Source organism: Citrobacter sp. Ce129 (assembly GCF_030334545.1).
Classification (GTDB): domain Bacteria; phylum Pseudomonadota; class Gammaproteobacteria; order Enterobacterales; family Enterobacteriaceae; genus Citrobacter; species Citrobacter europaeus.
The window spans coordinates 23,326-48,969 of the sequence record NZ_JAOWDS010000053.1 but is presented as its reverse complement, the minus strand read 5'-3'; the positions used below and the strand labels follow the sequence as shown (position 1 = coordinate 48,969).

Genomic DNA, 25,644 nt, shown 5'->3' with positions numbered 1-25,644 from the left:
CAAAGGGCCTGTTATTTATTTCACTACGCGTAGCGCTGGGCGCCCACCGCGAGGCGGCGGCGGCGTGTCATCCGGATCGTTGTCGTCGCCATTATCAGGCTTATCGCCATCAATGACCGACATAACCGGTTCACTCTCAAAACCAGGCGCGTCGTTGTCGTCATCATTTAAGCTGGCGACATCTTCGTCGTAGGCGGCTTCCGGTTCGAACATAGTACCGGCGCCATTTTCACGAGCATAAATTGCCAGAACTGCCGCCAGCGGTACAGAAACCTGACGCGGCACACCACCGAAGCGCGCGTTAAAACGCACTTCATCGTTAGCCAGCTCCAGGTTACCCACCGCACGCGGTGCAATGTTCAGAACAATTTGCCCGTCACGCGCATATTCCATCGGAACCTGCACGTCCTGAAGCGTCACATCCACCACCAGATGCGGCGTGAGCTGGTTGTCTAACAACCACTCATAGAATGCGCGCAGCAGATACGGACGGCGTGGTGTTAGCTGTGGCAAATCCATACAGGTTAACCCCGGCCCAGACGCATTTCACGTTCAGGCTCAGTCAGAGAAGCCAGGAAAGAGTCACGCTCAAAGACGCGAGTCATGTACCCTTTCAGCTCTTTCGAACCTGCACCGTTGAATTCAATACCCAACTGCGGTAAACGCCACAGCAGCGGCGCCAGGTAGCAGTCTACCAGGCTGAACTCATCGCTCAGGAAGTAAGGTTTCTGGCCAAATACTGGCGCAATTGCCAGCAGTTCTTCGCGCAGACGCTTACGCGCGACTTCGGCTTCAGAAGCAGAACCGTTCACGATGACGTTCATCAGCGTGTACCAGTCTTTTTCAATACGCTGCATGTACAGGCGGCTTTCACCACGCGCAACCGGGTAAACCGGCATCAGCGGCGGATGCGGGAAGCGCTCATCCAGGTATTCCATAATGATGCGAGATTCCCACAGGGTCAGCTCACGATCCACCAGTGTCGGTACGCTCTGATTCGGGTTGAGGTCGATCAGATCCTGAGGTGGATTGTCCTTCTCCACATGCTCAATCTCGAAACTAACACCTTTCTCAGCCAGCACAATGCGGACCTGATGGCTATAGATGTCAGTAGGACCAGAAAACAGCGTCATTACCGAACGTTTGTTGGCAGCGACAGCCATGAAAACCTCCAGGTATATTCAGAATTTTTACTGCTACCAGCCACTCAGTGGCCAGCCAGAAGTGATGTCACCCAGATTCGGAAAAGCCATTACTGTTCAAAATACAAACAAAAAATGAACGATACCGGACATTTGGGCAGAAAATTGGATGATAGTTTACCAGATTTTGTGACCTTTGTGGTGAGTCGATTCTTGAAATGGGGAAAAAGAGGTGGCAATCAGCGGATTACCGTGGATCTACGGGGAGAAAAACGATAAAAAAACCCGCCGAAGCGGGTTTTTTCGCAAATTGTTGTCTGCCGAAGCAGAGTACAATTAACGTTTGGAGAACTGAGGACGACGACGTGCTTTACGCAGACCGACTTTCTTACGTTCAACCTGACGAGCATCACGAGTAACGAAGCCAGCTTTACGCAGTTCGCCACGCAGGGATTCGTCGTACTCCATCAGAGCGCGGGTGATACCGTGACGGATCGCACCAGCCTGACCAGAGATACCACCACCTTTAACAGTGATGTACAGATCCAGTTTCTCAACCATGTCGACCAGTTCCAGCGGCTGACGAACTACCATGCGGGCAGTTTCACGACCGAAGTACTGTTCCAGAGAACGTTGGTTGATTACGATTTTACCACTGCCCGGTTTGATGAAAACGCGAGCTGCGGAACTTTTGCGGCGACCAGTGCCGTAGTATTGATTTTCAGCCATTGCCTATAATCCCGATTAGATGTCAAGAACTTGCGGTTGCTGTGCCGCGTGGTTGTGCTCGTTGCCAGCGTAAACTTTCAGTTTACGGAACATAGCACGACCCAGCGGGCCTTTTGGCAGCATGCCTTTAACCGCGATTTCAAGCACACGCTCAGGACGGCGAGCAATCATCTCTTCAAAGGTCGCTTGTTTGATACCACCGATGTGACCGGTGTGGTGATAGTACACTTTGTCAGTACGCTTGTTGCCGGTTACAGCAACTTTGTCAGCGTTCAGAACGATGATGTAATCACCGGTATCTACGTGCGGAGTGTATTCCGCTTTGTGCTTACCGCGCAGGCGCAGAGCCAGTTCGGAAGCCAGACGGCCCAGAGTTTTACCGGTCGCGTCAACAACATACCAGTCGCGTTTTACGGTTTCTGGTTTAGCTGTAAAAGTTTTCATTAAAAGCTTACCCAAATAAATAAGTTACACGTTGGTGAACACCCAAACGTTTTGTCAGTTGAGGTTCACACGACATTGTCCAGCAAACCTACCCCTTCGAATAGCCTATGCCGGCGCATAGAAAGTTTTGGGAAAAAAACTCTCTCGTAACGTGGGGTCGCAAGATTATAGAGAAGTCAGGGTCAAAGATCGACCCCTTTATGTGATTTGCGGCAGGTTTAACCGGCTAAATGTTCCCGCTTCAGATACTCTTCGCTTTGCATCTCCTGCAAACGCGACAAACAGCGCTGAAATTCAAACTTCAGACGCTCGCCCTGATAAATTTCATAGAGTGGTGATGCCGCACTGATCACCAGCTTGACATGGCGTTCATAGAACTCATCCACCAGCGCGATAAAACGCCGCGCTTCGCTTTCCATCAGCGAGGTCATGACCGGCACATCAAACAACAGCACCGTGTGAAACAGACGCGACAGCGCAATGTAGTCATGTTGGCTACGCGCATCGACACAGAGCGTGGTAAACGACACCGCCAGCGTTTGGTTTTCGACGGCCAGCGTCTGCATCGGACGATGATTGATCTCCAGCGTCGGCGCATGTTCACCTTTGGTTCCCGCTAATGCCAGCCAGAGTTTATCCATCTGCTGGCGGGTTTCCTCATTCAGTGGCGACAGCCACAAATGCGCCTGCGTTAAGGTGCGCAGACGATAATCGACCCCAGCATCAACATTCATGATGTCGCAATGCTGTTTGATGGCATCAATGGCAGGAAGAAAGCGCGTGCGTTGCAAACCGTTACGATACAGATCATCTGGCGGAATATTGGAGGTCGCCACCAGCGTAATACCACGGGCAAAGAGCGCTTTCATCAAGCCGCCGAGCAGCATGGCATCGGTGATATCGGAAACAAAAAATTCGTCAAAGCACAGCACGTCGGTTTCGGCCTTAAAACGGTCGGCAATGATTTCCAACGGATCGCTCTGCCCCTGTAAGGCAGTAAGCTCTTCATGGACGCGCAGCATAAAACGGTGGAAGTGCAAACGCTGTTTACGTTCGCCCGGCAGGCTATGGTAGAACAGATCCATCAGCCAGGTTTTTCCGCGCCCAACCCCGCCCCACATATACAAACCACGCACCGGCGCGTTGGTCGGTGACTCACGCTTGCCCAGCAATTTACCAAAACGCGCCATCAGTCCGCTCTCCTGCGGTGCAGGACGTGTCGGCGTCGTAAGCGCCTGGAAAATTGTTTCCAGTCGATTCACGGCTTCTAGTTGTACGTTGTCGGGTTGATGACTGCCGTCTTTGAGGGCTTGCTGGTAACGCGATGTCGGGGAAAGGCTTTGCATGATGTTATTGTTATTCCTTGAGAATCGATGTGCCGTCGCTCACGGTTGACGAAAAAAAGGCCGTTCTACATTACGTGATATAAACACGGGATTCCACTTCTACGGGATTAGCGGTTATAGTGGCATAATCAGGCGCGGGCATGGAGCCTAAAGCCAACACCCTACGGAAACACAAGACAACGGGAGATGTTCATGACCTGGGAATATGCGCTAATTGGGTTAGTCGTCGGTATCATTATTGGTGCTGTAGCCATGCGTTTTGGTAATCGTAAATTACGCCAACAGCAGGCATTGCAGTACGAACTGGAAAAAAATAAAGCTGAGCTGGAAGAGTACCGCGAAGAGCTGGTGAGCCACTTTGCCCGCAGCGCTGAATTGCTGGATAACATGGCGGACGATTATCGTCAGATCTACCAGCATATGGCGAAAAGCTCCAGCAACCTGCTGCCGGGTATGTCGCCAGAAAACAACCCGTTCCGTAATCGTCTGGCAGAGTCCGAAGCAGGCAACGATCAGGCGCCGGTTCAGATGCCGCGTGACTATTCTGAAGGGGCATCAGGCCTGCTGCGTAGCGGCGCAAAGCGCGACTAACCGCACATCGTTAAGAAATTTATTGGGCGCAGCAATTGCGCCCTCCGCTTCTCTTCCCGTCCCAGCTATTATTTAGTCGTTAGCCTCATTGTGACCAAACCGAAAATTCAATAACATCAAACTGTTTTGAATCATCTTCCGTTTACTCAAGGTACGAGAGCAGGATCCATGAAAAAACAAACCCAGCTGTTGAGTGCATTAGCGTTAAGTGTCGGGTTAACTCTCTCGGCGCCATTCCCGGCCGCAGCGTCAATTCCCGGCCAGGTTCCCGGTCAGGCTGCGCTTCCCAGCCTCGCCCCGATGCTGGAGAAAGTGTTACCTGCCGTGGTGAGCGTAAGGGTCGAAGGCACCGCCACTCAGGGACAGAAAGTCCCGGAAGAGTTCAAAAAGTTTTTTGGTGATGAACTTCCCGATCAACCTTCTCAACCTTTTGAAGGGCTGGGTTCAGGGGTCATTATTGATGCTGCCAAAGGCTACGTCCTGACCAATAACCACGTCATTAACCAGGCGCAAAAAATCAGCGTTCAGCTTAATGATGGCCGTGAGTTCGACGCTAAGCTTATCGGCAGCGACGATCAGAGCGATATCGCTCTGCTGCAAATTCAACATCCCAGCAACCTGACACAAATTGCCATTGCCGACTCCGATAAACTCCGCGTGGGTGATTTCGCGGTGGCCGTGGGTAACCCGTTTGGTTTGGGGCAAACAGCCACCTCCGGCATCGTATCGGCGTTGGGTCGCAGCGGGTTGAACCTGGAAGGTCTGGAGAACTTTATTCAGACCGACGCCTCCATCAACCGGGGCAACTCCGGCGGCGCGCTGCTTAACCTCAACGGTGAGCTGATTGGAATTAACACCGCGATTCTGGCCCCGGGCGGCGGCAGTATCGGCATTGGCTTTGCAATCCCGAGCAACATGGCGCGCACGCTGGCGCAGCAGCTGATGCAGTTTGGTGAAATTAAACGTGGCCTGTTGGGCATTAAAGGTACCGAAATGACCTCCGACATCGCCAAAGCGTTCAAACTGGACGTGCAGCGCGGCGCGTTTGTCAGCGAGGTTCTGCCTAACTCCGGTTCCGCAAAAGCAGGAGTAAAGTCCGGCGACGTCATTACCAGTCTCAACGGCAAACCGCTCAACAGCTTCGCCGAACTGCGTTCACGCATTGCGACAACCGAACCAGGGACCAAAGTCAAACTGGGTCTGTTGCGTAACGGTAAACCGCTGGAGGTTGAAGTCACCCTGGATACCAGTACATCATCGTCCGCCAGTGCGGAGATGATTGCACCTGCGTTACAAGGGGCTACGCTCAGCGATGGTCAGCTAAAAGACGGCACCAAAGGCATCAAAATTGATAACGTTGAAAAAAGCAGTCCAGCCGCGCAGGCCGGTCTGCATAAAGATGACGTTATTATTGGCGTTAACCGCGATCGCGTAAACTCGATCGCCGAAATGCGCAAAGTGCTGGAAGCGAAACCGTCGATCATTGCTCTGCAGGTGGTTCGCGGAAACGAAACTATCTACCTGCTCCTGCGTTAACGCCTGCAACCGGACATCAGCCCCCCGTGTGATGTCCGGTAAACTCGTGATATGCTGCTGCCGTTCCCTTTATTAATGACGCCGCCATCATGTTTGTGAAGCTTTTACGTTCGGTCGCGATTGGTTTAATCGTCGGCGCTATTCTGCTGGCCGCGATGCCCTCTCTGCGCAAAATAAATACACTTACCGCACCGCAGTTCGACAGTGCAGATGAAACACCCGCCAGCTATAACCCGGCGGTTCGCCGTGCAGCGCCTGCCGTCGTGAACGTTTATAACCGCAGTATGAACAGTACCGCGCACAACCAGCTTGAGATCCGCACGCTCGGCTCAGGCGTTATCATGGATCAGCGCGGCTATATCATTACCAATAAGCACGTCATTAATGATGCCGACCAAATCATCGTCGCACTGCAGGATGGACGTGTATTTGAAGCGCTGCTCGTGGGTTCTGATACGTTAACCGACCTTGCGGTGCTGAAAATCAACGCCACTGGCGGCCTGCCGACAATCCCAATTAATAATAAACGCGTGCCGCACATCGGCGATGTGGTTCTCGCCATTGGTAACCCGTACAACCTTGGGCAAACCATCACTCAGGGGATTATCAGCGCCACCGGCCGTATTGGCCTGAACCCGACTGGGCGGCAAAACTTCCTGCAAACCGATGCCTCCATCAACCACGGTAACTCTGGCGGCGCGTTGGTTAACTCGCTGGGCGAGTTGATGGGTATTAACACGCTGTCATTTGATAAGAGCAACGATGGCGAAACCCCGGAAGGGATCGGCTTTGCCATTCCGTTTCAGTTGGCGACTAAAATCATGGATAAGCTGATTCGTGACGGGCGCGTGATTCGCGGCTACATCGGCATCAGCGGTCGTGAAATTGCCCCACTGCACGCTCAGGGTGGCGGAATGGATCAAATTCAGGGGATTGTGGTTAACGAAGTAGCGCCGGACGGTCCGGCGGCACAGGCAGGCATTCAAGTTAACGACCTGATTATCTCGGTCAATAACAAACCGGCGGTATCTGCGCTGGAAACGATGGACCAGGTGGCAGAGATTCGCCCTGGTTCGGTTATCTCCGTCGTCGTGATGCGTGATGACAAACAGCTGACGCTGCAGGTAACGATTCAGGAATACCCGGCTACCAATTAACGTCACGTCTGGCTGTCCACTTACCATAAAAAAACCGGAGCACATTGGCTCCGGTTTTTATTAGGCGATATCGTAGGGAGTTAGCACGTAATGCCTGATGGCGCGCAGCTTTCAGGCCAACAAATACACGCAGGCCTCTCTTCGGCTTACTTAACGAACTCTTCGCCCAAAGTGATATCTTTCTTCAGCGTATCCAGCATACCTTCCAGCGCAGCTTGTTCAAACGCGCTCAGCTTGCCGATAGACTGACGTTCTTCTACGCCGTTTTTGCCCAGCAGCAGCGGCTGAGAGAAGAAGCGAGCATACTGACCGTCGCCTTCAACGTAAGCACATTCAACCACGCCTTTTTCGCCGCTCAGTGCGCGAACCAGTGACAGGCCGAAACGAGCTGCAGCCTGACCCATAGACAGGGTTGCAGATCCGCCACCAGCTTTAGCTTCCACAACTTCAGTACCCGCATTCTGGATACGTTTGGTCAGGTCAGCGGCTTCTTGCTCGGTGAAGCTTACGCCAGGAATTTGTGACAGCAGCGGCAGAATGGTCACGCCAGAGTGGCCGCCAATAACCGGGACTTCAACGTCGCCAGGCTGCTTGCCTTTCAGTTCCGCAACAAAGGTGTTGGAGCGGATGATGTCCAGCGTGGTCACGCCAAACAGTTTGTTCTTATCGTATACGCCTGCTTTTTTCAGCACTTCTGCAGCGATAGCGACGGTCGTGTTTACCGGGTTGGTGATGATACCGATACACGCTTTCGGACAGGTTTTAGCAACCTGCTGCACCAGGTTCTTCACGATACCCGCGTTGACGTTGAACAGGTCGGAACGATCCATACCCGGTTTACGTGCGACACCCGCAGAGATCAGTACCACATCAGCACCTTCCAGTGCAGGGGTAGCGTCTTCACCGCTGAAGCCTTTGATTTTCACAGCAGTAGGGATATGGCTCAAATCAACGGCCACACCAGGCGTTACTGGAGCGATGTCGTACAGGGAGAGTTCTGAACCTGAAGGCAGTTGGGTTTTTAACAGTAATGCTAGCGCCTGACCGATACCACCAGCAGCGCCGAGGACTGCAACTTTCATCCTAAACTCCTTATTATATTGATAAGCAAAGTGTCTATTGCTCCGCGGCGGCGACCTTAATTCACAAATCCAACGAATACAACAACCACGCGTCAAGAATGCGTAGTCACGCAAATTTGGCTTTTATGCATTTAACTTACGTAAAATAAAACCTAAGTTACGTAATTCAAAACCACCCGCACAGTAGAGCAACTTTCCAACAGGTGCTGACAATATACCCTACCCACCTCTCAAAACAACATCAATTTGATAACATTTAATTTACTTTTAAGCTTATTTGCGAGCCGTGACACAGGCATGTTTCTTGATAACGAAATTTGATAAAATTCCGCTCTTTCATAACATTATTTCAGCCTTGAACAAGGCAGACTGTTTGCATAAAAATTCATCTGTATGCACAATAATGTTGTTTCTACCGCCATATTACGGGTGACTTATGCGAAGCTCGGCAAAACAAGAAGAATTAGTAAAGGCGTTTAAAGCGCTGCTTAAAGAAGAAAAGTTCAGCTCTCAGGGCGAAATCGTCCTCGCGTTGCAGGATCAGGGCTTTGATAATATCAATCAGTCCAAGGTTTCTCGCATGCTGACCAAGTTTGGCGCCGTGCGTACCCGCAATGCGAAAATGGAAATGGTGTACTGCCTGCCGGCAGAGTTAGGAGTACCTACTACCTCCAGCCCGCTGAAAAATCTGGTACTGGATATCGACTATAACGATGCGGTCGTGGTTATTCATACCAGCCCTGGCGCTGCTCAGTTGATCGCACGTCTGCTGGATTCATTGGGTAAAGCGGAAGGTATTCTGGGTACGATTGCCGGTGACGATACCATCTTCACCACCCCAGCTAAGGGCTTTACGGTAAAAGATTTGTACGAAGCCATTCTGGAACTGTTCGAACAAGAGCTGTAATGTCTCCTCCCCGTCGCTTCGCGGCGGGGAAAAACCTCTGATTTCTCCCTCCTCCCTCTACTTTCCACTGTCATTCATTTAACAAATGGTGCGTTTAACCGTCAAAAGTCATTCACGCAGTGAATGTGCATGTTCAAAAGCGCACATTTTGCAAAATTTTATATCTACATGATTTTATTGCATTTACTCAACAATCGGCGTTTATAACTCTCTTTTTAATTCCATTTTGTTATAAAAAATATTTTTCTTAACACTTAATACGCCGGGAAACAATTAGCGTGGTATTAATTTATCGCGTGATTAGTGTATACTTGATTTTGTGATGAGGGTCACGAAACGCAGACCCCTATAAAAGAATTCGACGAGGTAAATATCATGAAAATCAAAACTACTATTGCAACCTTAAGCCTTCTTTCTGTTCTCTCTTTCGGCGCAAGCGCCGCGGTTACTCAGGTGAACTCACAAGAAGCACAGAACCTGCAATCCATGGGCAGCATCTCCGTATCTCAGATCGGTAGCTCACCAATGGATATGCGTCAGGCCATCGCCGCTAAAGCTGAAAAAGCGGGCGCCAGCAGCTATCGCGTCACCGAACTCCGTGAAGGCGCTCACTGGCACGCAACTGCAGAACTCTACAAATAAACCCTCGTCGTCTAAGTCCGACGACTTGCCCCCGCCTGCCGGGGGCTTTTTTATGCCTTACGTTGAGTGGCGAACGTTAAAGCGCAGCTGTCCTTCCAGCTCTTCTTCCGCTTCATCGAACAGTAAAATCAGCGCGCCGTATCGCCTGCGCAGCTTGTCCGGTAAATGGACAAATTCAATCTCCAGCGGCAGCGGTAAAACTTCCCCGATAACCACCTCCCACAGAGAATCTAAATCAACCACCTTTTCCCGGGCGAGACCGAACGTGCGCGTAAACTCGCGATAGAAATCACCCTGGTCTTCTATCTCGTCAAAATCAAATGTATAGATGTTCATCTATAGCCACCATCCCGACGCCAGCCACTCTACAGACCGCCCATATACAGGGGTCTCTCGTATTTTCAGCTAAGTATAGCCATAAAAAAACCGACGCTTTTAGCGTCGGTTTTCAACTCTTAATTACTGACCAGCGCATGCTGGTATTTATGCAGCATCCCACTGAGCCGTTTTACCGGTTCGGTCACCTGCGGTGGAGCTTGCCAGATGATTAATTTTTCCTGGTAGATATCAAGCTCCTCCAGCAACTGGCTAAAATAGCGTCGGCGCTTGTCGTCGTTTCCTGCGGAAATCACGCGATCGGCAGTACGGCGAAGCTGGCGGTGGAATGCGGATAAATCCTCGTTCACCGGTACCGGCGCATCGCGCAGGCGCTGATGTGCGATGATCATTGTCAGCGCCAGGCGAAACTTCGGCAGATCGCCTGGAAATTTGTTCATCAGTAAAAACAGCTGCTGATAAAGCGCCGGGAGGTGGTTTTCTTTACGACGTACCACGTTGGTGGTCATTGCTGAAACCGCCGCCGAGACAAACTGGTTGAGCAACACACGCCCCGTTCTGTCACGAGAGTTATCGCGTACCAACATAATGACAATAAACGCCAGCACACAGCCAACAATCTGCCCCAACGCACTGTCAAGGAACTGGCTAAAGTGGAAGGTCATCGGGTTATCCAGCACAATGATATTAATGGTGCTGGCCAGCGCTCCCATCGAACCCAGTCGTCGTTTCTGTACCTCAATCCCCAGAAAGAATCCCAGCACCGCCAGGCTCAGGCACAGTAACAGCATACTTTGCTGCGTATTGGGGATAATCACCAGGAAATAGAGCGCCCCAAGCGGTAACGCCGCCAACGTACCGTAAATAAAGTCTATCGCCACCATGCGAGGATTGGGCAAACGCATTGCCAGCGAGGTGACAACCGCAATCATCACCATTGCGCCGCTGCCAGAGGTCCAGCCGGTCCACAGCCAGAATAAGGTTCCCAGCACACAAGAAAGCGTAGTGCGCCAGAAGTTGACCATTGCATGATGGCGCTCGGCAGACTCCACTTTCACCACCGGCTCGCCTTGCAGGATCTCTTCTTCCGTAGCGCTAATCTTGGTATTACTCACCACACCGCGTTTGAGCAGCAGGTAGCGTGTCGCGGCGCCTGCCCAACTATATATCGTAACCGGCGTTTCGCGCTCGCCGGTCCAGGCAATCACACGACGCATCCGCTTCAGCTGTTTATGGACATCCTGCACCGTTTCAACCGGTGTATCGAACAACTCGCGGAAGGTGTCAGTGATCAGTTCCGGTCGGGTGTTCTGAATAAGATAGGTTTCGCAGGACTGCGTGATAAGCGTGAGCGACAACGTGTTCAATGCTTTCAGTCTGCGGTTAGCGCGCACCCAGCGTGAGGACTCCATGTTCAGGTTACTGCGCATACCTTCCAGCGCCGCCGTACGCCGGACTAAATCGCCCCACGCTTTGTCAACTTCCTCACTGTCGCCATGCTTTATGCACAACTGCATAAGCTGATACTGCGCCACCAGCAGACTGTCCAGTTCAACATCAATCTCTTGTTTCACCGAACGGGGCGAAAAGAGCAGATCGGCCACAATGGCGCAGACAATCCCCATCACAATTTCACTACAGCGTTCGAGCGCAAATTGTGGCGTCAGCAGCGGTTCAGCCTGGATGGTAATGACGATGATCAACGCCGTATAGCCCGAAAGCCCCCATGCGTAGGAGTTTTCGATCTTCACTAGCGATGAGATCCAGGTACAAAACCCGGCCCAGATACAACACACCAGGATCATCAATAACGGGGCGCGGATCATGCTGATGATAATAATCAGTGCGGCAATACAGCCAATAAATGTCCCGACAATACGCAGCATGCCGCGATAGCGGATAGCGCCTGAATAAGGTTCTCCGCCGGCGGCAAAAGCCGGGCCCGCCGCCACAATGGCTGCGGTCAGCACCGCCCAGCGCGGGGTCTCAAGTTGGAAGTGAAAACCAACGAACAGCGCCAGTACAATCGCGCACGCCAGTTTTACCGCAAAGCGGATATGCTGGTTGGCAATGGAGAAAATACCCATCGCGATTAACCAAACTCGCGCAGGCGGTGCGCCATTTTACGGAAGAAGGATTCCTGGCTTGCATCGCGATCTCGCTTGCCGGTAATAACGACGGTAGCCGTAGTCCCGGCAGGCCACAGGGTTCCCTGCTGCTCATCAAGACGAATTCGCACCGGCACACGCTGTGCCAGACGCACCCATTCAAGATTGGAATCAATGGTTGCCATACCCTTTGCATCCCGCGTACTGCTGGCATTCGTTACGCCAGCCGCAACGCTATCAACAGTGCCCTTCAGTACATTATTACTGCCAAGCGGGGTGATCTCGGCGCGATATCCAGGGCGAACGCCTTCCAGTTTGGTTTCTTCCATATAGGCCAGCACATAGAAAGAATGCTGTTTGACCAACGCCACCGCCGTGGAGCCACGCGTAATAAATTCGCCGCTATAGACATTCAGGTTAGTCACCCAGCCATCTGCTGGCGCGCGAATCACGGTACGTTCCAGATCTAATTTTGCCAGATCGCGGGTCGCCTGCGCCTTCGCAAGCTGGTGTAATACGGTTTGCAGGACGTTGTTTGACTGGTCAATCTCTTCACGAGACATGGCCTGTACGCCCAGCCGGTTACGACGACTGGCCTCCTGGCGTTTTTCCTGCGCCAGAACCTGGTAATAAGAGACATCAGCTTCAGCCTGCTCAAGGGCTTTTTTATAACGAGGCTGATCGATAGTGAACAGGATCTGATCCTTTTTCACCAGTTGGTTATCATGGATGTTAACGTTGGTAATAAGACCCGCCACGTCCGGCGCAATGGCAACGACATCGGCGCTGAATCGGGCGTCACGCGTCCACGGCGACTCTGTGTAGAACACCCATGCGCGGAAAATGGCAATGAAGGCCAGAATGACCAGTACGAGAGTCGTGGCCGTACGGGAGAGTTTTTTTGTTAGTGTTTTCACTTCAACCTCAAACGAACAGGCGCGTTATTAAATAGAACAGACAGCAATACAGCGCGGTGTTAAACAGAGCCGGATGCCAGACAAAATCATAGATGCCAGTCGGAACCAGTACCCGGCGCACCAGCCAGAAAATCGCCAGTGACAAAAGTAATTCGAAAAAAATCGGTGGGAAGGACAGACCAAACACCACGATAACGGGAAACAGACTCATGTTGACCTTGGTAGCTTAAGAGAGTGCAGATGATAGATTTTCTAGCGTATGTCACCGCAGAGAAGGGCAAGGATGAGCCAGGCGAGAGCGACATAGCTGTTATTTGAATAATAATATATTAACGTAACTGTTATGCTGTTATCTATATTATGTGATCTAAATCACTTTTAAGCCAGAGTGAACAATGGAACGATTAAAACGTATGTCGGTGTTTGCCAAAGTTGTCGAACTGGGCTCCTTCACCGCCGCCGCAAGACAGCTACAAATGAGCGTATCATCGATAAGCCAGACGGTCTCTAAACTGGAAGATGAGCTACAGGTCAAGCTGCTAAACCGCAGCACACGCAGCATTGGGCTAACCGAAGCTGGAAAAATTTATTATCAGGGCTGCCGCCGAATGCTGCACGAAGCACAGGATGTTCACGAGCAGCTTTATGCCTTTAACAACACCCCCATCGGCACCCTGCGCATTGGCTGTTCTTCAACCATGGCACAAAATGTCCTCGCTGGGTTGACCTCAAAGATGCTGAAAGAGTATCCAGGATTGACCGTAAATCTGGTAACCGGCATCCCGGCACCGGATTTAATCGCCGATGGTCTGGACGTGGTTATTCGCGTCGGCGCGTTGCAGGACTCCAGCCTGTTTTCACGTCGCCTGGGTGCTATGCCGATGGTGGTCTGCGCCGCTAAAAGCTATCTCGCGCAGTTTGGCGTCCCGGAGAAGCCCGCCGATCTCAGCAACCACTCGTGGCTGGAGTACAGCGTGCGCCCGGATAATGAGTTCGAGCTTATTGCTCCGGAGGGGATCTCTACCCGGCTGATCCCAGAGGGGCGATTCGTGACTAACGATCCGATGACGCTGGTTCGCTGGCTGGCCGCAGGCGCGGGCATCGCCTATGTGCCGTTGATGTGGGTGATCAATGAGATCAATCGTGGCGAAGTGGAGATCCTGCTTCCCCGCTATCAGTCGGATCCGCGTCCGGTCTATGCGCTGTATACCGAAAAAGACAAACTGCCGCTCAAGGTCCAGGTGGTGATTAACTACCTGTCGGATTATTTTGTCGATGTGGTCGGCGTTTTTCAGGGCGTCCGAGGATGACGAAAGGAATAATTAAAACATCCCGAGAAGAATATTTCTCATGAATATTTCCTGGATTGTCCTCTGACAATTCAGAATTCACTCCAGCACCCTATCAAAAATAGATAATTGACACCACCGCCACTCACCATTTACCGTGTAAGTGGCCTGACATACAGGCAGTTATTTTATTGTTAGCAGCATGAATAATAATATATTTTTCAGGATGTCTTAAAGCAAGGATCAGAAATGAATCTATTTGAACAAACACAACCTTCGCGCAGGCGCTACGGGCTCGCCGCGTTTATTGGCTTGATTGCAGGGATCGTCTCCTCTTTCGTCAAATGGGGAGCAGAGGTTCCCCTTCCTCCACGCAGCCCTACTGATTTATTCACCGGCGCATGCGGACCGGAACAATTAATAAGAGTGGCCAGCCAGATTGATTGCTCACGCAACTTCTTAAATCCTCCCTATATATTTTTACGCGACTGGTTGGGCGTTGTCGATCCTAACGCCGCTGTATATACATTTGCCGGGCATATATTTAACTGGGTTGGCGTGACGCATATTATTTTCTCTATCGTCTTTGCCGTAGGTTATTGCATCGTTGCAGAAGTCTTCCCTAAAATTAAGCTTTGGCAGGGTTTGCTGGCTGGCGCGTTAGCTCAGCTTTTTGTCCATATGATCTCGTTCCCGCTGATGGGGCTGACGCCTCCGCTCTTTGAACTGCCGTGGTACGAGCACGTATCTGAAATCGCAGGACATCTTATCTGGTTCTGGTCGATCGAAATTATTCGTCGTGATTTGCGTAACCGCATCACTCACGAACCAGACCCTGAAATTCCGCTGGGCAATATACGCTAAAAAAAATGGCGCTACCCAAGAGTAGCGCCATTTTTATACCCTTTCAGTTCAGGCGGTGCCACCTACAGTCAGGTTATCCACCTTCAGCGTCGGCTGGCCCACGCCCACCGGCAGGCTCTGCCCTTCTTTACCGCAAACGCCAACCCCGTTATCCAGTTTCAGGTCGTTACCCACCATCGAAATTTGCTGCATCGCTTCGATACCGGAGCCAATCAGCGTTGCGCCTTTCACCGGTTTGGTCACTTTACCGTTTTCAATCAGATACGCTTCGGACGTCGAGAATACGAATTTCCCGGAGGTGATATCCACCTGGCCGCCGCCGAAGTTAGGCGCATAAATACCGTATTCAACGGATTCGATGATTTCCTGCGGCGTGGATTTCCCCGGCAGCATATAGGTGTTGGTCATGCGCGGCATCGGCAGGTGCGCGTAAGATTCACGGCGACCATTACCCGTTGGCGCCACGCCCATCAGACGCGCATTCAGTTTGTCTTGCATGTAGCCTTTCAGAATGCCGTTTTCGATCAGCACGTTGTACTGACCCGGCGTACCTTCGTCATCGATAGCTACGGAACCACGACGATCCGCCATTGTGCCATCATCCACAACGGTACACAGTTCTGACGCTACCAGCTCACCCATATGACCGCTGAATACCGAGGTGCCACGACGGTTAAAGTCACCTTCCAGACCATGACCGACCGCTTCATGCAGCAAAACGCCAGGCCAGCCAGCGCCGAGTACCACCGGCAGCGTACCCGCAGGGGCTGCAACTGCAGACAGATTGACTAACGCCATGCGTACGGCCTCTTTTGCCCACGCGTCGGCACGAACCTCACCATCAAGGTCACCAAGGAAATAGTCATAGCCAAAACGACCACCGCCGCCGCTGGCGCCGCGCTCACGCTTACCATCCTCTTCGACCTGTACGCTTACGGACAGGCGTACCAGCGGGCGGACGTCAGCGGCCAGCGTACCGTCAGTCGCTGCCACCAGGATCAGTTCATAAACACCGGTCAGGCTGGCGGTCACTTCCTGGACGCGTTTGTCGGCGGCGCGGGCCACGCTGTCTACGCGGCGCAGAATATCCAGTTTCTCTTCACGGCTCATGCTCTGTAACGGATCAACCGAGGTGTAAAGCGCCTGATGCTCTACCGCCCCCAGCGTTTTTACTTTGCCGTCACCGTTATCACGAACGATAGTTCGCGCGGCATGGGCGCTTTGCTCCAGCGCCAGCAGGCTAATCTGGTCTGCATAAGCAAACCCTGTTTTTTCGCCGCTGATGGCGCGCACGCCAACGCCCTGATCGATATTGTAAGAACCGTCTTTAATGATGCGGTCTTCTAAAACCCAGGATTCGTGATAGCTCGACTGAAAATAGAGATCGCCGTAATCAAGACGGCGTTCGGCCAGTTGGCCCAGAATGGCAAACAGATCCTGATGTTTCAGGCCATTCGCCGCTAGCAATTGTTCACTTACCAGGTTCAGACTCATCGTTTTGGTACTCATTAGTTTCTGTTGTAGGCCTGATAAGACGCGCCAGCGTCGCCATCAGGCACTTCAATGCCGGATGGCGGCGTGAACGCCTTTTCCGGCCTACGGACTGCGGTAGAAGATCACTGTACTGAGATTGGGGCAATTACTCGCCCCCGTCAAATCATTGCTGGCTTTCTTTGCGCGGCTGACGCAGAACTTCGTTAATCTGCGGCTTATCGACCGGACCGCTGATGCGATAACGCAGAATCGAGACTTTGCTCCACAGCGGTCCCAGAACCTTACTGGCGGCAAACACCGCCGCACCCACAATCGGGTTGACGGCAAACGCGGCGGCAACCCCTACGGTAGCTGAGATTTCTGGTGCGACGATGGCTTCCATATCCAGCTCCCGGCGCACCAGGTTCACTGAGCCTTTCATCGCAATGTCGGCTTCCAGACCGTCCACCAGCGTGTCATCGGTATGCATCACGCCATCTTTGATCCACGCCGTGCTGCGAATCGAGTCGAAATAGAAGCCTTCACTGAAGGTGTCGCTGAAATCAAAACGCAGTTTACGCAACAACGCATCAAAGCTCAGCAGGCGTAATAGCTGCCCCGCATGTCCGGTACTGAGTTCGGTTATCTCACCTTTACCCAACCGGGCACGCAAAATGCCATTCAGCGAGGCTTCATCTGGCTCCCACGGCGGGTTACGCCAGTGCAGATCGTACTCCACGTTGAACGAAGAATTGCGAATCGGCGTTGATACGCCAAAGAAGCCGGCCGCGGAGTCAATTTTACTGCCGCTCAGTTTACCTTTCAGCGACGTCCGCTCCTTGCCCGGCGTATTCACCCATACGCCGTCGGTGGTCAGTCTGGCAAAACCGGTATCCAACAGACCGTTATTCAAGGTGAGCGTGTCGCCTTTAATCGCTACATCGGCGTCAATGCGCCCGTATTTCTGTCCCCACATCCAGCATTCTGCACAGCGTAGCTGAAGGTCCGGCCAGCCACGGAAGCTGACGTTGTCGATGGCGGAGAACGGCGAGGCAGGCGTGCTATTCGGTGACGGTTTTGCCGCGCTTGGGTTGTAATAAAGATACTTAATATTGGCCAGCCACGGCGCATTATTGCGCATCGCCAGCGTGGCGTTAATTTCACGACCCTGCGCCTGCACGATGGAACCGTTGCTCGCAGGCTCAGAGACGATACTCAAATTATTCCACTGCTGACCACCCAGGGATAACGATGGCGTCCGCACCGTGATCCGTTGAGGGAAGTTGGCGTTGGTACCAACATTATCTGCAGCGCCTTTCTGGAACAACGCCAGCCACTGCGCGCCATCCATAGGGGGAAGGTTAAGCTCAATGCCTTGCTGATCGGGTAACGCGGGCACGGTGCGGCTTTCCGACGTCCAGATTGCGCGGTCAAGCGTCAGTTTCTGATTCAGTAGCCAGCGGCTGTTAAAGTGATTCTTACTGCCAGCGTTGCCGGTCAGATCAAAGCTGCGCAGATTGCCCCTGGCCTTAACGTTCACCGGCAACGCCTCACCGGTAGCTTTATTCAGCGGAGCAGGTAAGTGACTACTTACATTCTTAAGGTCGCCCTTTAGCTCAATGTCGTAGGTCGGCCCGGCATGATACGGAAGATCGATTCCCACTTTGCCATTCCACGCCATGCTTCCGCTCAACGCGTCGTTGACCTGCGCCGGTAAAATCCCCATGTGGGTTGGCTGCCAGTCACCTTGTAGATTCACGGCGACCTGGTAGGCTTTCGCTCCTTCGGTCGTAGAAAAGTCGACGTTCAGCGGCTGATTAAACCAGTTCGCCGTCATCGGCTCACTTTGCAGATCGCCGTTGATAAAGCTGAATTTGCCGTTCAAATTCTTCAGCGTGCTGTCGAGCGGTTTAATAAACAAGCTGTTATTACGCAGGTTGACGTCGCCTTTAGCGGTAACCAGCGAGCCGTCCAGAGGAATATCAAGATGTAAGCGAGCATTCACATCGCCGTCAATTTGCAACTGCTCGAGCGTGGCGCCGAGAGAATCCTTTAATGGCGTCTCATCAAAATAAGGTCCGACCGCCTTGCCCGGCCCGTTGATATCGGCATCAATCAGCAGTTTTTCTTTTGCATAGTCGGGGATGTTGGCCGTCAGATTACTGGCCTTCACACCACCCAGATTAACGCTATCCGTCTTCATCCACAGACCGTCGTTAATGAAGTTCAGTTCAATATTGAGGTCAGTCAGCGCGGGCCAGTCGGGCTGGAAAGCAAACTTCGCATTGCGAAGCGGCACCAGGACCTGAAACTGCCCTTCATTATGGAGATAGGGGAACAAATGTGGGTTGCCGCCATACACCAGCGTGGCGTTATCCGCTTCGCCGCCCTGAATAGCGCCACTGAGATAGTCAACCAGCTCTTTGCCCATCAGGTTTTCCGGGAAATAACGCCAGGCCTGAGAGCCATCGTCGGTGCTGATGCCTGCCAGAATGCCCAACCATGGCTCATCACCGGCGGGCTGCAGATAGCGAAAACCGCCGCGCGCGCGTACCGCTTTCGCTTTAACATCGATGTTGCGTCCATCTAACTGAAAGCCTTTATCATTTTTCAGCCAGCTTAGCGTCGCCACGCCGCTCTCTATTTCCAGCGGTGCGCGAAAGACGGTTTCATACGGCATTTTGGCTTGCTGCATGGAAGCGGTTAGCGCCCCATCTTCCACGCTTCCCGCAAGCGTACCGGAGAAGTGTTCTGCCCCTGGCAGCAGCTTCCACTGTTTCCAGGCCAGATCGGTCCACGAGGACTGGAAGCGGGTTTTTTCTGTCGCCTGTAACGGGATATCCAGCGCCAGCACATCTATCTTGCCGCTCGGCTGCGTAGCTCGCCAGATATCCCCCAGCGCAGGCGATAGCCTGGATGCCATCGGACGCAGCCCTTCTAACCCGGCCAGATCCAGATTGCTGGCACGAATGCGAAGCTCGTCGCTGCGTTTGTTATTCTCACCACCGACTTCCTGTTCTGGTATCCAGGCCAGCGTTAACGCCCCGCTCGGCCAGGGTTTATCATCCATGGTGATACGGGTATCGGGAATAGAGAATTGCCAGCCCGGCCCTTCATGGCTGATGTGCGCCGTCAGATTATCGACGGCGAGCGTGTGCGTACGATTTTCACCCAGCCAGCTTGCCCCGCCTTTTTTCAGCCAGACATCGCCGCCGGAAACCACGCCTTTGCTGATCGTCATCCATGCTTCCAGGCTAAAACGCGCGGTCTGCAGCGCAACGTTATCCTGCATCCATTTATTCAGCCACGGCTTGACGTCGATGTCGTCGGCCTGAAGCCAGACCCGACCGTTATTCAATAGTCCGTTGTCGTCACGCAGATCCATACGCACCTGCATAACGCCGTGCTGCCCGGTCAGACTGGAGAGACTGACCTGCCCCTCAGCGCGATGCCGGTTTTTACCGTTCAGCCAGGTAAGCTGTGGGATCGCCAGTTCAGCACGCTGGCCTGAGAGGGTTAAAAAGCTAATCTGACTGTCGCGCAGATCGAAATGATCAAACTGGCGCAGGAAGAGATCGCTGAGGTGATCGGCTTCAATTCCGTCACCGCTTTCGCTGCGCTGGATGGGGGTATTGGTGCGCAGTTGTAACTGCCAGAAGGTGAGATCACGAAACTGCCAGCGCATGTGTAGCAAGCTTTGCCAGACATCCAGCGCTAACGTGACGCGCTTGACCGAAAATTCCCCACCGTCTTTCAGCTGCGCATGGATATCGCGCGCTTCAAGCGTAGGACCGAAATTTTGCCAGTTAGCGGAAAGTTGGCTGGCGGAAACGGGCAGGCCAGTGGCGGATTCAATCTTGCCAAGGATCGCCGGGCGCCAGCTATCAATATGAGGTAGCGCAAGGCGCAGTCCACTGACCAGCAGCGCTGCGATGACAACGAATGCGGCTCCAGTGAGCAGTAATATCCCCGGCAATCGCCTCACGCGCCTCTCCTTGTCTACCAAAAAATGTGACTCACAAAACCGTCTTGCCGGATGGCGGCGTGAACGCCTTCTCCGGCCTGCAAAGTATCGCCATTTGGCGTCTACCAGGCCAGATTACATCATAACGACGTCGAACTGCTCCTGGTTATACAGCGGTTCAATTTGTACTTTGACCTGTTTGCCGACAAAGATTTCGACTTCCGCCAGCGCATGTGACTCTTCACCTTTCAGGGTCTCAGCTACTGCCGGTGAAGCATAGACCAGGAAACGATCGGAATCATATGCATGGTGTACCCGCACGATTTCGCGCATGATTTCATAGCATACGGTTTCCACCGTTTTCACCGTACCACGCCCGTGGCAGGTCGGACACTCGTTGCACAGCACATGCTCCACGCTTTCACGCGTGCGTTTGCGCGTCATCTCTACCAGACCCAGCTGTGAAAAACCGTTGATACTGGTTTTAACGCGATCCTTGCTCAGAGCCTGTTCCAGAGAGTGCAGCACCCGGCGACGGTGATCTTCATTATTCATGTCGATAAAATCGATAATGATAATGCCGCCGAGGTTTCGCAGACGCAGCTGACGAGCGATAGCCTGCGTTGCTTCAATATTAGTATTAAAGATAGTGTCGTCGAGATTACGATGCCCAACAAACGCGCCGGTGTTGATATCGACGGTGGTCATCGCTTCGGTTTGATCGATGATCAGATAACCGCCGGACTTCAGCTCTACTTTGCGTTCCAGCGCGCGCTGGATTTCATTCTCAACGTCAAAGAGATCAAATATGGGCTGGCGTCCGCTGTAATGTTCCAGCTTGCTGGTCATTTCGGGGATATATTCCGCCGTAAATTCCAGTAACGCTTCATAGGTCAAGCGGGAGTCGACGCGGATCCGGTCAAGCTGCGCATCGGCAAAATCACGCAACACGCGCTGCGCCAGCGCCAGTTCGCCATACATCTGATAGCGCGTTTGCGGGCGCTTTTTACGCTCCATGACTTTCGTCCAGACGCGCTTCAGGTAGGCAGCATCCGAGGCCAGATCCTCTTCACAGACGCCTTCCGCCGCGGTACGAATAATGAATCCGCCCTGCTCATCGCAGTAATCCGCTACCACTTTTTTAAGGCGCTCGCGTTCGGTTTCGCTTTCGATACGTTGGGACACGCCAACATGCGAAGCACCCGGCATAAAGACGAGATAACGGGAAGGAAGCGTGATGTCCGTCGTCAGACGTGCGCCCTTAGTACCCAACGGATCTTTTACCACCTGCACCATGAGATCCTGGCCCTGGCGCACCAGTTCAGATATGTCGCGCACGGTGAACTGTTTTTGTTCTTCACCCGCCACGCATTCAGTGTGCGGCATGATGTCTGAAGCGTGAAGAAATGCGGCTTTATCCAGCCCAATATCTACAAAAGCCGCCTGCATACCCGGAAGTACACGACTTACACGACCTTTGTAGATATTGCCTACGATTCCGCGTCGCGCCTCACGTTCAATATGAATTTCCTGCAGAATACCGCCATCAATGTAAGCCACCCGAGTTTCCGATGGCGTTACGTTTACCAACAATTCAGCCGTCATGTTTATCCCTTTTCTCACGCAGTGCGTTAAAATTGGTCAGCAACTCATACGTTTCTACCAGCGGTAAGCCGACTACGGCGTGATAGCTGCCATTTATCTTCCTGACAAAACAGCCACCCAACCCTTGAATACCGTATGCACCTGCTTTATCCATTGGTTCACCGCTGGCAACATAGCCCGCGATGTCCTCATCGGTTAGTGCTCTGAACGTCACTTCCGTCACCACCAGACAGTCCAGACTGTGCTGGCGGTCGGCCAATGCCACAGCGGTCATGACCTGATGCGTTTTGCCCGACAGTTTGCGCAGCATGGCTGCGGCATGAGCGGCGTCGCGGGGTTTTTCCAGCACTTCGCCATTAAGGATAACAATGGTATCCGCCCCCAATACCGGCAAATCGCGCTGGGCCAGCGCCACACCAGCCTGCGCTTTTTCGCGCGCCAGACGCGAAACGTACTGCTGTGCGCTTTCCTGCGGGTGCCGCTGCTCTTCAATCCCAGGCACCAGTCGTTCAAAAGTAACACCAAGCTGAGCGAGCAGCTCCTGACGACGTGGAGAACCTGAAGCAAGATACAGAGTATTCATATCAACCTTATTGCACCGCAAACTGCTGACGGACTTTACGCATCAGTAAGAATAGCCATGGCCAAAGCACACCATTCACTACACTACTCCAGAACACTTCGGGTCTGAAAGAGACATTGATCACTAAAAACTCGGCCCAGAAAACAATAATATCCACGACCAGTGATAACAACATGACCACCAACGCCTGCTGCCAGAGCGCGAGGTTGCGGAATAGCTGGAATTTCAGCGCGACCAGATAAGCAATGATACTCATAGACAATGCGCGCACGCCAAGCGTGGAGCCGCTAATGAGATCCAGTATGGCACCCACCACAAACCCTGTACCCACATTTACGCGATGCGGCAGCGCCAGGATCCAGTACAACAAGATGAGCAGCACCCAGTTTGGCCGGAAAACCAGAATGTCGTCCGGCCAGGGCATGACCTGCAGCAACAGTGCAATAAGAAACGAGAGCCAAATCACCCAACGTCCCTGGCTACGATAGCTTGCCACTTACTGTCCTCCCGGCTTACGCGGAGCAGGTTGTGGCGGCGTGGTATCCGCAGGCGCTGGAGTTACGCCTGTTGCGGGAGCTGGCACTGGCGCAGGCGGCCCCATGGTATCTGGTGCAGGCAGAACTTGCGGCATCATTTGCATCAGACGTTCATTGGCAACGCGGTGCACTTCTTCTGGCGTCATCGGATTTGCGCCATTACGATCGGCGCCCCACAACAGCAGCAGATAGCGCAGACGTTGCAGACCCGCGGTCGGGCGTGCCTGAATCACAGTATAAGCGCGCTGAGTATCCAGCTTAACGGAAGAAACAACAGCAACCGGATAACCCTCAGGGAAACGGCCACCCAGGCCCGAGGTAACCAGCACATCGCCAACGCGAATGTCGGTATTGGCCGGCAGGTGTTCGAGCTGAAGATCGTCGGTGCAACCGTTACCGGCAGCGATCACGCGAATATCGTTACGCAGTACCTGAATAGGCAACGCATGTGTTGCATCGCAAATCAGCAGCACACGGCTGGTCAGTTTAGCCACCGCAACGACCTGACCGACTACGCCTTTGTCGCTAATAACCGGCTGACCTTCGTAGACGCCGTTAACGCTCCCTTTGTCGATAACCACCTGATCGCTGTAAGGGTCATTAACCGTTGAGATGACCTGCGTCACCATCTTTTGTTCGTCCTGGCGCAGCGGCGATCCCAGCAGCTCACGCAAACGCGCGTTCTCCTGTTTATATTGCCCCAGCATCAGCAGTTCGCTATTTTTCAGCAGCAGTTCCTGACGCAACGCCCGGTTTTCAAGTTCGAGTTGGTCACGCGAAGCCAGCGTTTGCGAAACGCCGTCGAGTAATTCACGGGGACCATTTGAGATAAAGTAGAAAGGACTGACGGCGGTATCCATGTACGTTCGGATTTGACTGAACGTCCCCAGGCGGCTGTCGGCAATAATAACGCCGAGCGCCACCAGCACCGCCAGAATAAGGCGAATCTGTAGCGACGGGCCACGGCTAAAAATTGGCTTCATAGTCTATGCGTATTCTCGTATCAGAGCGGAAGGGTAACCCGCTGGCTACCCTACCTGCATCCGATTACTCTTCGCTGAACAGGTCGCCGCCGTGCATATCGATCATTTCCAGTGCCTTGCCGCCACCACGCGCCACGCAGGTCAGCGGATCTTCAGCAACAACAACTGGAATACCGGTTTCTTCCATTAACAGACGGTCAAGATTACGCAGCAGCGCGCCGCCACCGGTCAGTACCATGCCGCGTTCGGAGATGTCAGACGCCAGCTCTGGCGGGCACTGTTCCAATGCAACCATGACTGCGCTCACAATACCGGTCAGCGGTTCCTGCAGAGCTTCCAGAATCTCGTTGGAGTTCAGGGTAAAGCCGCGCGGAACACCTTCAGCCAGGTTACGACCGCGAACTTCAATTTCGCGCACTTCGTCACCCGGATAAGCGGAACCGATCTCGTGTTTGATACGTTCTGCGGTAGCTTCACCGATCAGAGAACCGTAGTTACGACGAACATAATTAATGATCGCTTCGTCGAAGCGGTCGCCGCCAATACGTACAGAAGAAGAGTAAACCACGCCGTTCAGAGAGATAACGGCAACTTCAGTAGTACCACCACCGATATCCACAACCATAGAACCGGTTGCTTCAGAAACTGGCAAACCCGCACCGATCGCAGCCGCCATCGGCTCTTCAATCAGGAAGACTTCACGGGCGCCTGCGCCCTGAGCGGATTCACGGATCGCACGGCGCTCAACCTGAGTTGCTCCAACCGGTACACACACCAGTACGCGCGGGCTTGGGCGCATGAAGCTATTGCTGTGCACTTGTTTGATAAAGTGCTGGAGCATTTTTTCAGTCACGAAGAAGTCAGCGATAACGCCGTCTTTCATTGGGCGAATTGCAGCGATATTGCCCGGTGTACGACCCAGCATCTGCTTCGCATCATGACCTACTGCAGCCACGCTTTTCGGCGAACCGGCACGATCCTGACGAATGGCCACAACAGAAGGCTCATTCAATACGATGCCTTGTCCTTTTACATAAATAAGGGTATTCGCGGTACCCAGGTCAATGGACAGGTCATTGGAAAACATGCCACGAAATTTTTTCAACATACTAAGGGATAATCCTGAAAGCTGGGGCGGAAAACAAAATCCGCTTACTTTACCAACCACACGCAGCAGCGACAAGGCGCAAAAATCATCTGCTACGGTGAAAATTAGTGCAGTTCGTTTCCTTTGTTACAAAACCGGCCTGAGTCCATCAGGGCTGAATAAATCAGCAGCATTCCTCGCTTTTGTTTGCAACCTGTCAAAGGTCATTCACCTGCATGTTTGCTGTTACAACCTGGCGAGCAGACAAGCACACCCCCAGAAGGCACAGCGCGCGTTATTCTACGTGAAAACAAATTAAACGG

The 25,644-nt window shown here is 52.8% G+C and carries 25 protein-coding genes; 8 read left to right on the top strand and 17 right to left on the bottom strand.

Translation table 11 applies throughout. The annotated features are described in order from the left end of the window. Positions 1 to 15 precede the first annotated feature (15 nt). The 5 genes from sspB to zapE form a co-directional block, all read right to left on the bottom strand. The gene (sspB, locus tag OGV77_RS05260; protein ID WP_043017814.1) at positions 16 to 519 is read right to left on the bottom strand and encodes a ClpXP protease specificity-enhancing factor; all 504 of its coding nucleotides are present in this window, start codon (positions 517 to 519) and stop codon (positions 16 to 18) included. 5 nt (positions 520 to 524) lie between these two features. Beyond that, a complete protein-coding gene (gene sspA / locus OGV77_RS05255) occupies positions 525 to 1,163 on the bottom strand; it encodes a stringent starvation protein SspA (RefSeq protein ID WP_003025132.1) in 639 nt (212 codons plus the stop codon). A 315-nt stretch (positions 1,164 to 1,478) separates the two neighbouring features. Further along, positions 1,479 to 1,871, bottom strand: a complete 393-nt coding sequence (gene rpsI, locus OGV77_RS05250) for a 30S ribosomal protein S9 (protein ID WP_003025138.1) — start codon at positions 1,869 to 1,871, stop codon at positions 1,479 to 1,481. Between the two features lie 15 nt (positions 1,872 to 1,886). After that, positions 1,887 to 2,315, bottom strand: a complete 429-nt coding sequence (rplM, locus tag OGV77_RS05245) for a 50S ribosomal protein L13 (RefSeq protein ID WP_003025141.1) — start codon at positions 2,313 to 2,315, stop codon at positions 1,887 to 1,889. 218 nt (positions 2,316 to 2,533) lie between these two features. After that, positions 2,534 to 3,661: a cell division protein ZapE gene (gene zapE, locus OGV77_RS05240; RefSeq protein WP_043017815.1), complete on the bottom strand. Its 1,128-nt coding sequence runs from the start codon at positions 3,659 to 3,661 to the stop codon at positions 2,534 to 2,536. Between the two features lie 192 nt (positions 3,662 to 3,853). Between zapE and zapG the strand changes: the two genes are divergently transcribed. The 3 genes from zapG to degS all read left to right on the top strand — a co-directional run bounded on the left by zapG (position 3,854) and on the right by degS (position 6,945). Next, positions 3,854 to 4,252 carry a Z-ring associated protein ZapG gene (gene zapG / locus OGV77_RS05235; RefSeq protein ID WP_003025147.1) on the top strand — a complete coding sequence of 133 codons (399 nt, stop codon included), beginning with the start codon at positions 3,854 to 3,856 and terminating at the stop codon, positions 4,250 to 4,252. 168 nt (positions 4,253 to 4,420) lie between these two features. Beyond that, a complete protein-coding gene (gene degQ / locus OGV77_RS05230; RefSeq protein WP_043017816.1) occupies positions 4,421 to 5,788 on the top strand; it encodes a serine endoprotease DegQ in 1,368 nt (455 codons plus the stop codon). An 89-nt stretch (positions 5,789 to 5,877) separates the two neighbouring features. Further along, on the top strand, positions 5,878 to 6,945 hold the full coding sequence (gene degS / locus OGV77_RS05225) for an outer membrane-stress sensor serine endopeptidase DegS (protein WP_003025154.1): 1,068 nt from the start codon (positions 5,878 to 5,880) through the stop codon (positions 6,943 to 6,945). A 146-nt stretch (positions 6,946 to 7,091) separates the two neighbouring features. Here degS and mdh read toward each other — a convergent pair whose 3' ends face one another. Beyond that, entirely contained in the window at positions 7,092 to 8,027 is a 936-nt protein-coding gene (mdh, locus tag OGV77_RS05220) for a malate dehydrogenase (RefSeq protein WP_003025158.1), read from the bottom strand. Positions 8,028 to 8,463: 436 nt separating this feature from the next. Here mdh and argR point away from each other — a divergent pair, with 436 nt between their 5' ends. Then, positions 8,464 to 8,934: a transcriptional regulator ArgR gene (gene argR, locus OGV77_RS05215; RefSeq protein WP_003025162.1), complete on the top strand. Its 471-nt coding sequence runs from the start codon at positions 8,464 to 8,466 to the stop codon at positions 8,932 to 8,934. A 375-nt stretch (positions 8,935 to 9,309) separates the two neighbouring features. Next, positions 9,310 to 9,576: a peroxide/acid stress response protein YhcN gene (gene yhcN / locus OGV77_RS05210; protein ID WP_003025165.1), complete on the top strand. Its 267-nt coding sequence runs from the start codon at positions 9,310 to 9,312 to the stop codon at positions 9,574 to 9,576. A 57-nt stretch (positions 9,577 to 9,633) separates the two neighbouring features. On the opposite strand, the gene OGV77_RS05205 is transcribed toward yhcN, so the two are convergent. From OGV77_RS05205 to aaeX, 4 genes are all read right to left on the bottom strand, one after another. Next, on the bottom strand, positions 9,634 to 9,912 hold the full coding sequence (locus OGV77_RS05205) for a barstar family protein (protein WP_043017817.1): 279 nt from the start codon (positions 9,910 to 9,912) through the stop codon (positions 9,634 to 9,636). A 119-nt stretch (positions 9,913 to 10,031) separates the two neighbouring features. Then, the gene (gene aaeB, locus OGV77_RS05200; protein ID WP_043017818.1) at positions 10,032 to 11,999 is read right to left on the bottom strand and encodes a p-hydroxybenzoic acid efflux pump subunit AaeB; all 1,968 of its coding nucleotides are present in this window, start codon (positions 11,997 to 11,999) and stop codon (positions 10,032 to 10,034) included. A gap of 5 nt (positions 12,000 to 12,004) precedes the next feature. Continuing rightward, positions 12,005 to 12,937: a p-hydroxybenzoic acid efflux pump subunit AaeA gene (gene aaeA / locus OGV77_RS05195; protein ID WP_043017819.1), complete on the bottom strand. Its 933-nt coding sequence runs from the start codon at positions 12,935 to 12,937 to the stop codon at positions 12,005 to 12,007. A 7-nt stretch (positions 12,938 to 12,944) separates the two neighbouring features. Next, complete coding sequence (gene aaeX, locus OGV77_RS05190) at positions 12,945 to 13,148, bottom strand: p-hydroxybenzoic acid efflux pump operon protein AaeX (RefSeq protein WP_003025177.1); 204 nt, start codon at positions 13,146 to 13,148, stop codon at positions 12,945 to 12,947. Positions 13,149 to 13,332: 184 nt separating this feature from the next. Here aaeX and aaeR point away from each other — a divergent pair, with 184 nt between their 5' ends. Next, the gene (gene aaeR / locus OGV77_RS05185) at positions 13,333 to 14,247 is read left to right on the top strand and encodes an HTH-type transcriptional activator AaeR (RefSeq protein ID WP_043017820.1); all 915 of its coding nucleotides are present in this window, start codon (positions 13,333 to 13,335) and stop codon (positions 14,245 to 14,247) included. Positions 14,248 to 14,475: 228 nt separating this feature from the next. Further along, positions 14,476 to 15,090 (top strand): YagU family protein, encoded by a 615-nt coding sequence (locus OGV77_RS05180; RefSeq protein ID WP_080626035.1) that lies wholly within the window; start codon positions 14,476 to 14,478, stop codon positions 15,088 to 15,090. 48 nt (positions 15,091 to 15,138) lie between these two features. Here OGV77_RS05180 and tldD read toward each other — a convergent pair whose 3' ends face one another. The 7 genes from tldD to mreB all read right to left on the bottom strand — a co-directional run bounded on the left by tldD (position 15,139) and on the right by mreB (position 25,342). Continuing rightward, a complete protein-coding gene (tldD, locus tag OGV77_RS05175) occupies positions 15,139 to 16,584 on the bottom strand; it encodes a metalloprotease TldD (protein WP_003828819.1) in 1,446 nt (481 codons plus the stop codon). Between the two features lie 163 nt (positions 16,585 to 16,747). Then, positions 16,748 to 20,548, bottom strand: a complete 3,801-nt coding sequence (gene yhdP / locus OGV77_RS05170) for an AsmA2 domain-containing protein YhdP (protein ID WP_087051116.1) — start codon at positions 20,546 to 20,548, stop codon at positions 16,748 to 16,750. 114 nt (positions 20,549 to 20,662) lie between these two features. Then, positions 20,663 to 22,132 (bottom strand): ribonuclease G, encoded by a 1,470-nt coding sequence (gene rng / locus OGV77_RS05165; RefSeq protein ID WP_003025190.1) that lies wholly within the window; start codon positions 22,130 to 22,132, stop codon positions 20,663 to 20,665. Next, positions 22,122 to 22,715, bottom strand: coding sequence for a Maf family protein (locus tag OGV77_RS05160; RefSeq protein WP_087051115.1), 594 nt, complete (start codon positions 22,713 to 22,715; stop codon positions 22,122 to 22,124). The genes rng and OGV77_RS05160 overlap by 11 nt, the downstream gene beginning before the upstream one ends. Before the next feature lie 7 nt (positions 22,716 to 22,722). Continuing rightward, a complete protein-coding gene (gene mreD, locus OGV77_RS05155; protein ID WP_003025196.1) occupies positions 22,723 to 23,211 on the bottom strand; it encodes a rod shape-determining protein MreD in 489 nt (162 codons plus the stop codon). Beyond that, complete coding sequence (gene mreC / locus OGV77_RS05150) at positions 23,212 to 24,234, bottom strand: rod shape-determining protein MreC (protein WP_043017824.1); 1,023 nt, start codon at positions 24,232 to 24,234, stop codon at positions 23,212 to 23,214. Between the two features lie 64 nt (positions 24,235 to 24,298). Further along, positions 24,299 to 25,342 carry a rod shape-determining protein MreB gene (mreB, locus tag OGV77_RS05145; RefSeq protein ID WP_000913396.1) on the bottom strand — a complete coding sequence of 348 codons (1,044 nt, stop codon included), beginning with the start codon at positions 25,340 to 25,342 and terminating at the stop codon, positions 24,299 to 24,301. Here mreB and OGV77_RS05140 point away from each other — a divergent pair. Then, positions 25,320 to 25,640 (top strand): hypothetical protein, encoded by a 321-nt coding sequence (locus tag OGV77_RS05140; RefSeq protein ID WP_155269031.1) that lies wholly within the window; start codon positions 25,320 to 25,322, stop codon positions 25,638 to 25,640. The genes mreB and OGV77_RS05140 overlap by 23 nt on opposite strands. Positions 25,641 to 25,644 lie beyond the last annotated feature (4 nt).

Excerpts from the sequence above, each read along its gene's own strand:
- sspB (WP_043017814.1), bottom strand. The coding sequence starts at position 519 with ATGGATTTGCCACAGCTAACACCACGCCGTCCGTATCTGCTGCGCGCA.
- sspA (WP_003025132.1), bottom strand. The coding sequence starts at position 1,163 with ATGGCTGTCGCTGCCAACAAACGTTCGGTAATGACGCTGTTTTCTGGT.
- rpsI (WP_003025138.1), bottom strand. The coding sequence starts at position 1,871 with ATGGCTGAAAATCAATACTACGGCACTGGTCGCCGCAAAAGTTCCGCA.
- rplM (WP_003025141.1), bottom strand. The coding sequence starts at position 2,315 with ATGAAAACTTTTACAGCTAAACCAGAAACCGTAAAACGCGACTGGTAT.
- zapE (WP_043017815.1), bottom strand. The coding sequence starts at position 3,661 with ATGCAAAGCCTTTCCCCGACATCGCGTTACCAGCAAGCCCTCAAAGAC.
- zapG (WP_003025147.1), top strand. The coding sequence starts at position 3,854 with ATGACCTGGGAATATGCGCTAATTGGGTTAGTCGTCGGTATCATTATT.
- degQ (WP_043017816.1), top strand. The coding sequence starts at position 4,421 with ATGAAAAAACAAACCCAGCTGTTGAGTGCATTAGCGTTAAGTGTCGGG.
- degS (WP_003025154.1), top strand. The coding sequence starts at position 5,878 with ATGTTTGTGAAGCTTTTACGTTCGGTCGCGATTGGTTTAATCGTCGGC.
- mdh (WP_003025158.1), bottom strand. The coding sequence starts at position 8,027 with ATGAAAGTTGCAGTCCTCGGCGCTGCTGGTGGTATCGGTCAGGCGCTA.
- argR (WP_003025162.1), top strand. The coding sequence starts at position 8,464 with ATGCGAAGCTCGGCAAAACAAGAAGAATTAGTAAAGGCGTTTAAAGCG.
- yhcN (WP_003025165.1), top strand. The coding sequence starts at position 9,310 with ATGAAAATCAAAACTACTATTGCAACCTTAAGCCTTCTTTCTGTTCTC.
- OGV77_RS05205 (WP_043017817.1), bottom strand. The coding sequence starts at position 9,912 with ATGAACATCTATACATTTGATTTTGACGAGATAGAAGACCAGGGTGAT.
- aaeB (WP_043017818.1), bottom strand. The coding sequence starts at position 11,999 with ATGGGTATTTTCTCCATTGCCAACCAGCATATCCGCTTTGCGGTAAAA.
- aaeX (WP_003025177.1), bottom strand. The coding sequence starts at position 13,148 with ATGAGTCTGTTTCCCGTTATCGTGGTGTTTGGTCTGTCCTTCCCACCG.
- aaeR (WP_043017820.1), top strand. The coding sequence starts at position 13,333 with ATGGAACGATTAAAACGTATGTCGGTGTTTGCCAAAGTTGTCGAACTG.
- OGV77_RS05180 (WP_080626035.1), top strand. The coding sequence starts at position 14,476 with ATGAATCTATTTGAACAAACACAACCTTCGCGCAGGCGCTACGGGCTC.
- tldD (WP_003828819.1), bottom strand. The coding sequence starts at position 16,584 with ATGAGTCTGAACCTGGTAAGTGAACAATTGCTAGCGGCGAATGGCCTG.
- rng (WP_003025190.1), bottom strand. The coding sequence starts at position 22,132 with ATGACGGCTGAATTGTTGGTAAACGTAACGCCATCGGAAACTCGGGTG.
- OGV77_RS05160 (WP_087051115.1), bottom strand. The coding sequence starts at position 22,715 with ATGAATACTCTGTATCTTGCTTCAGGTTCTCCACGTCGTCAGGAGCTG.
- mreC (WP_043017824.1), bottom strand. The coding sequence starts at position 24,234 with ATGAAGCCAATTTTTAGCCGTGGCCCGTCGCTACAGATTCGCCTTATT.
- OGV77_RS05140 (WP_155269031.1), top strand. The coding sequence starts at position 25,320 with ATGCCACGAAATTTTTTCAACATACTAAGGGATAATCCTGAAAGCTGG.
- mreB (WP_000913396.1), bottom strand. The coding sequence starts at position 25,342 with ATGTTGAAAAAATTTCGTGGCATGTTTTCCAATGACCTGTCCATTGAC.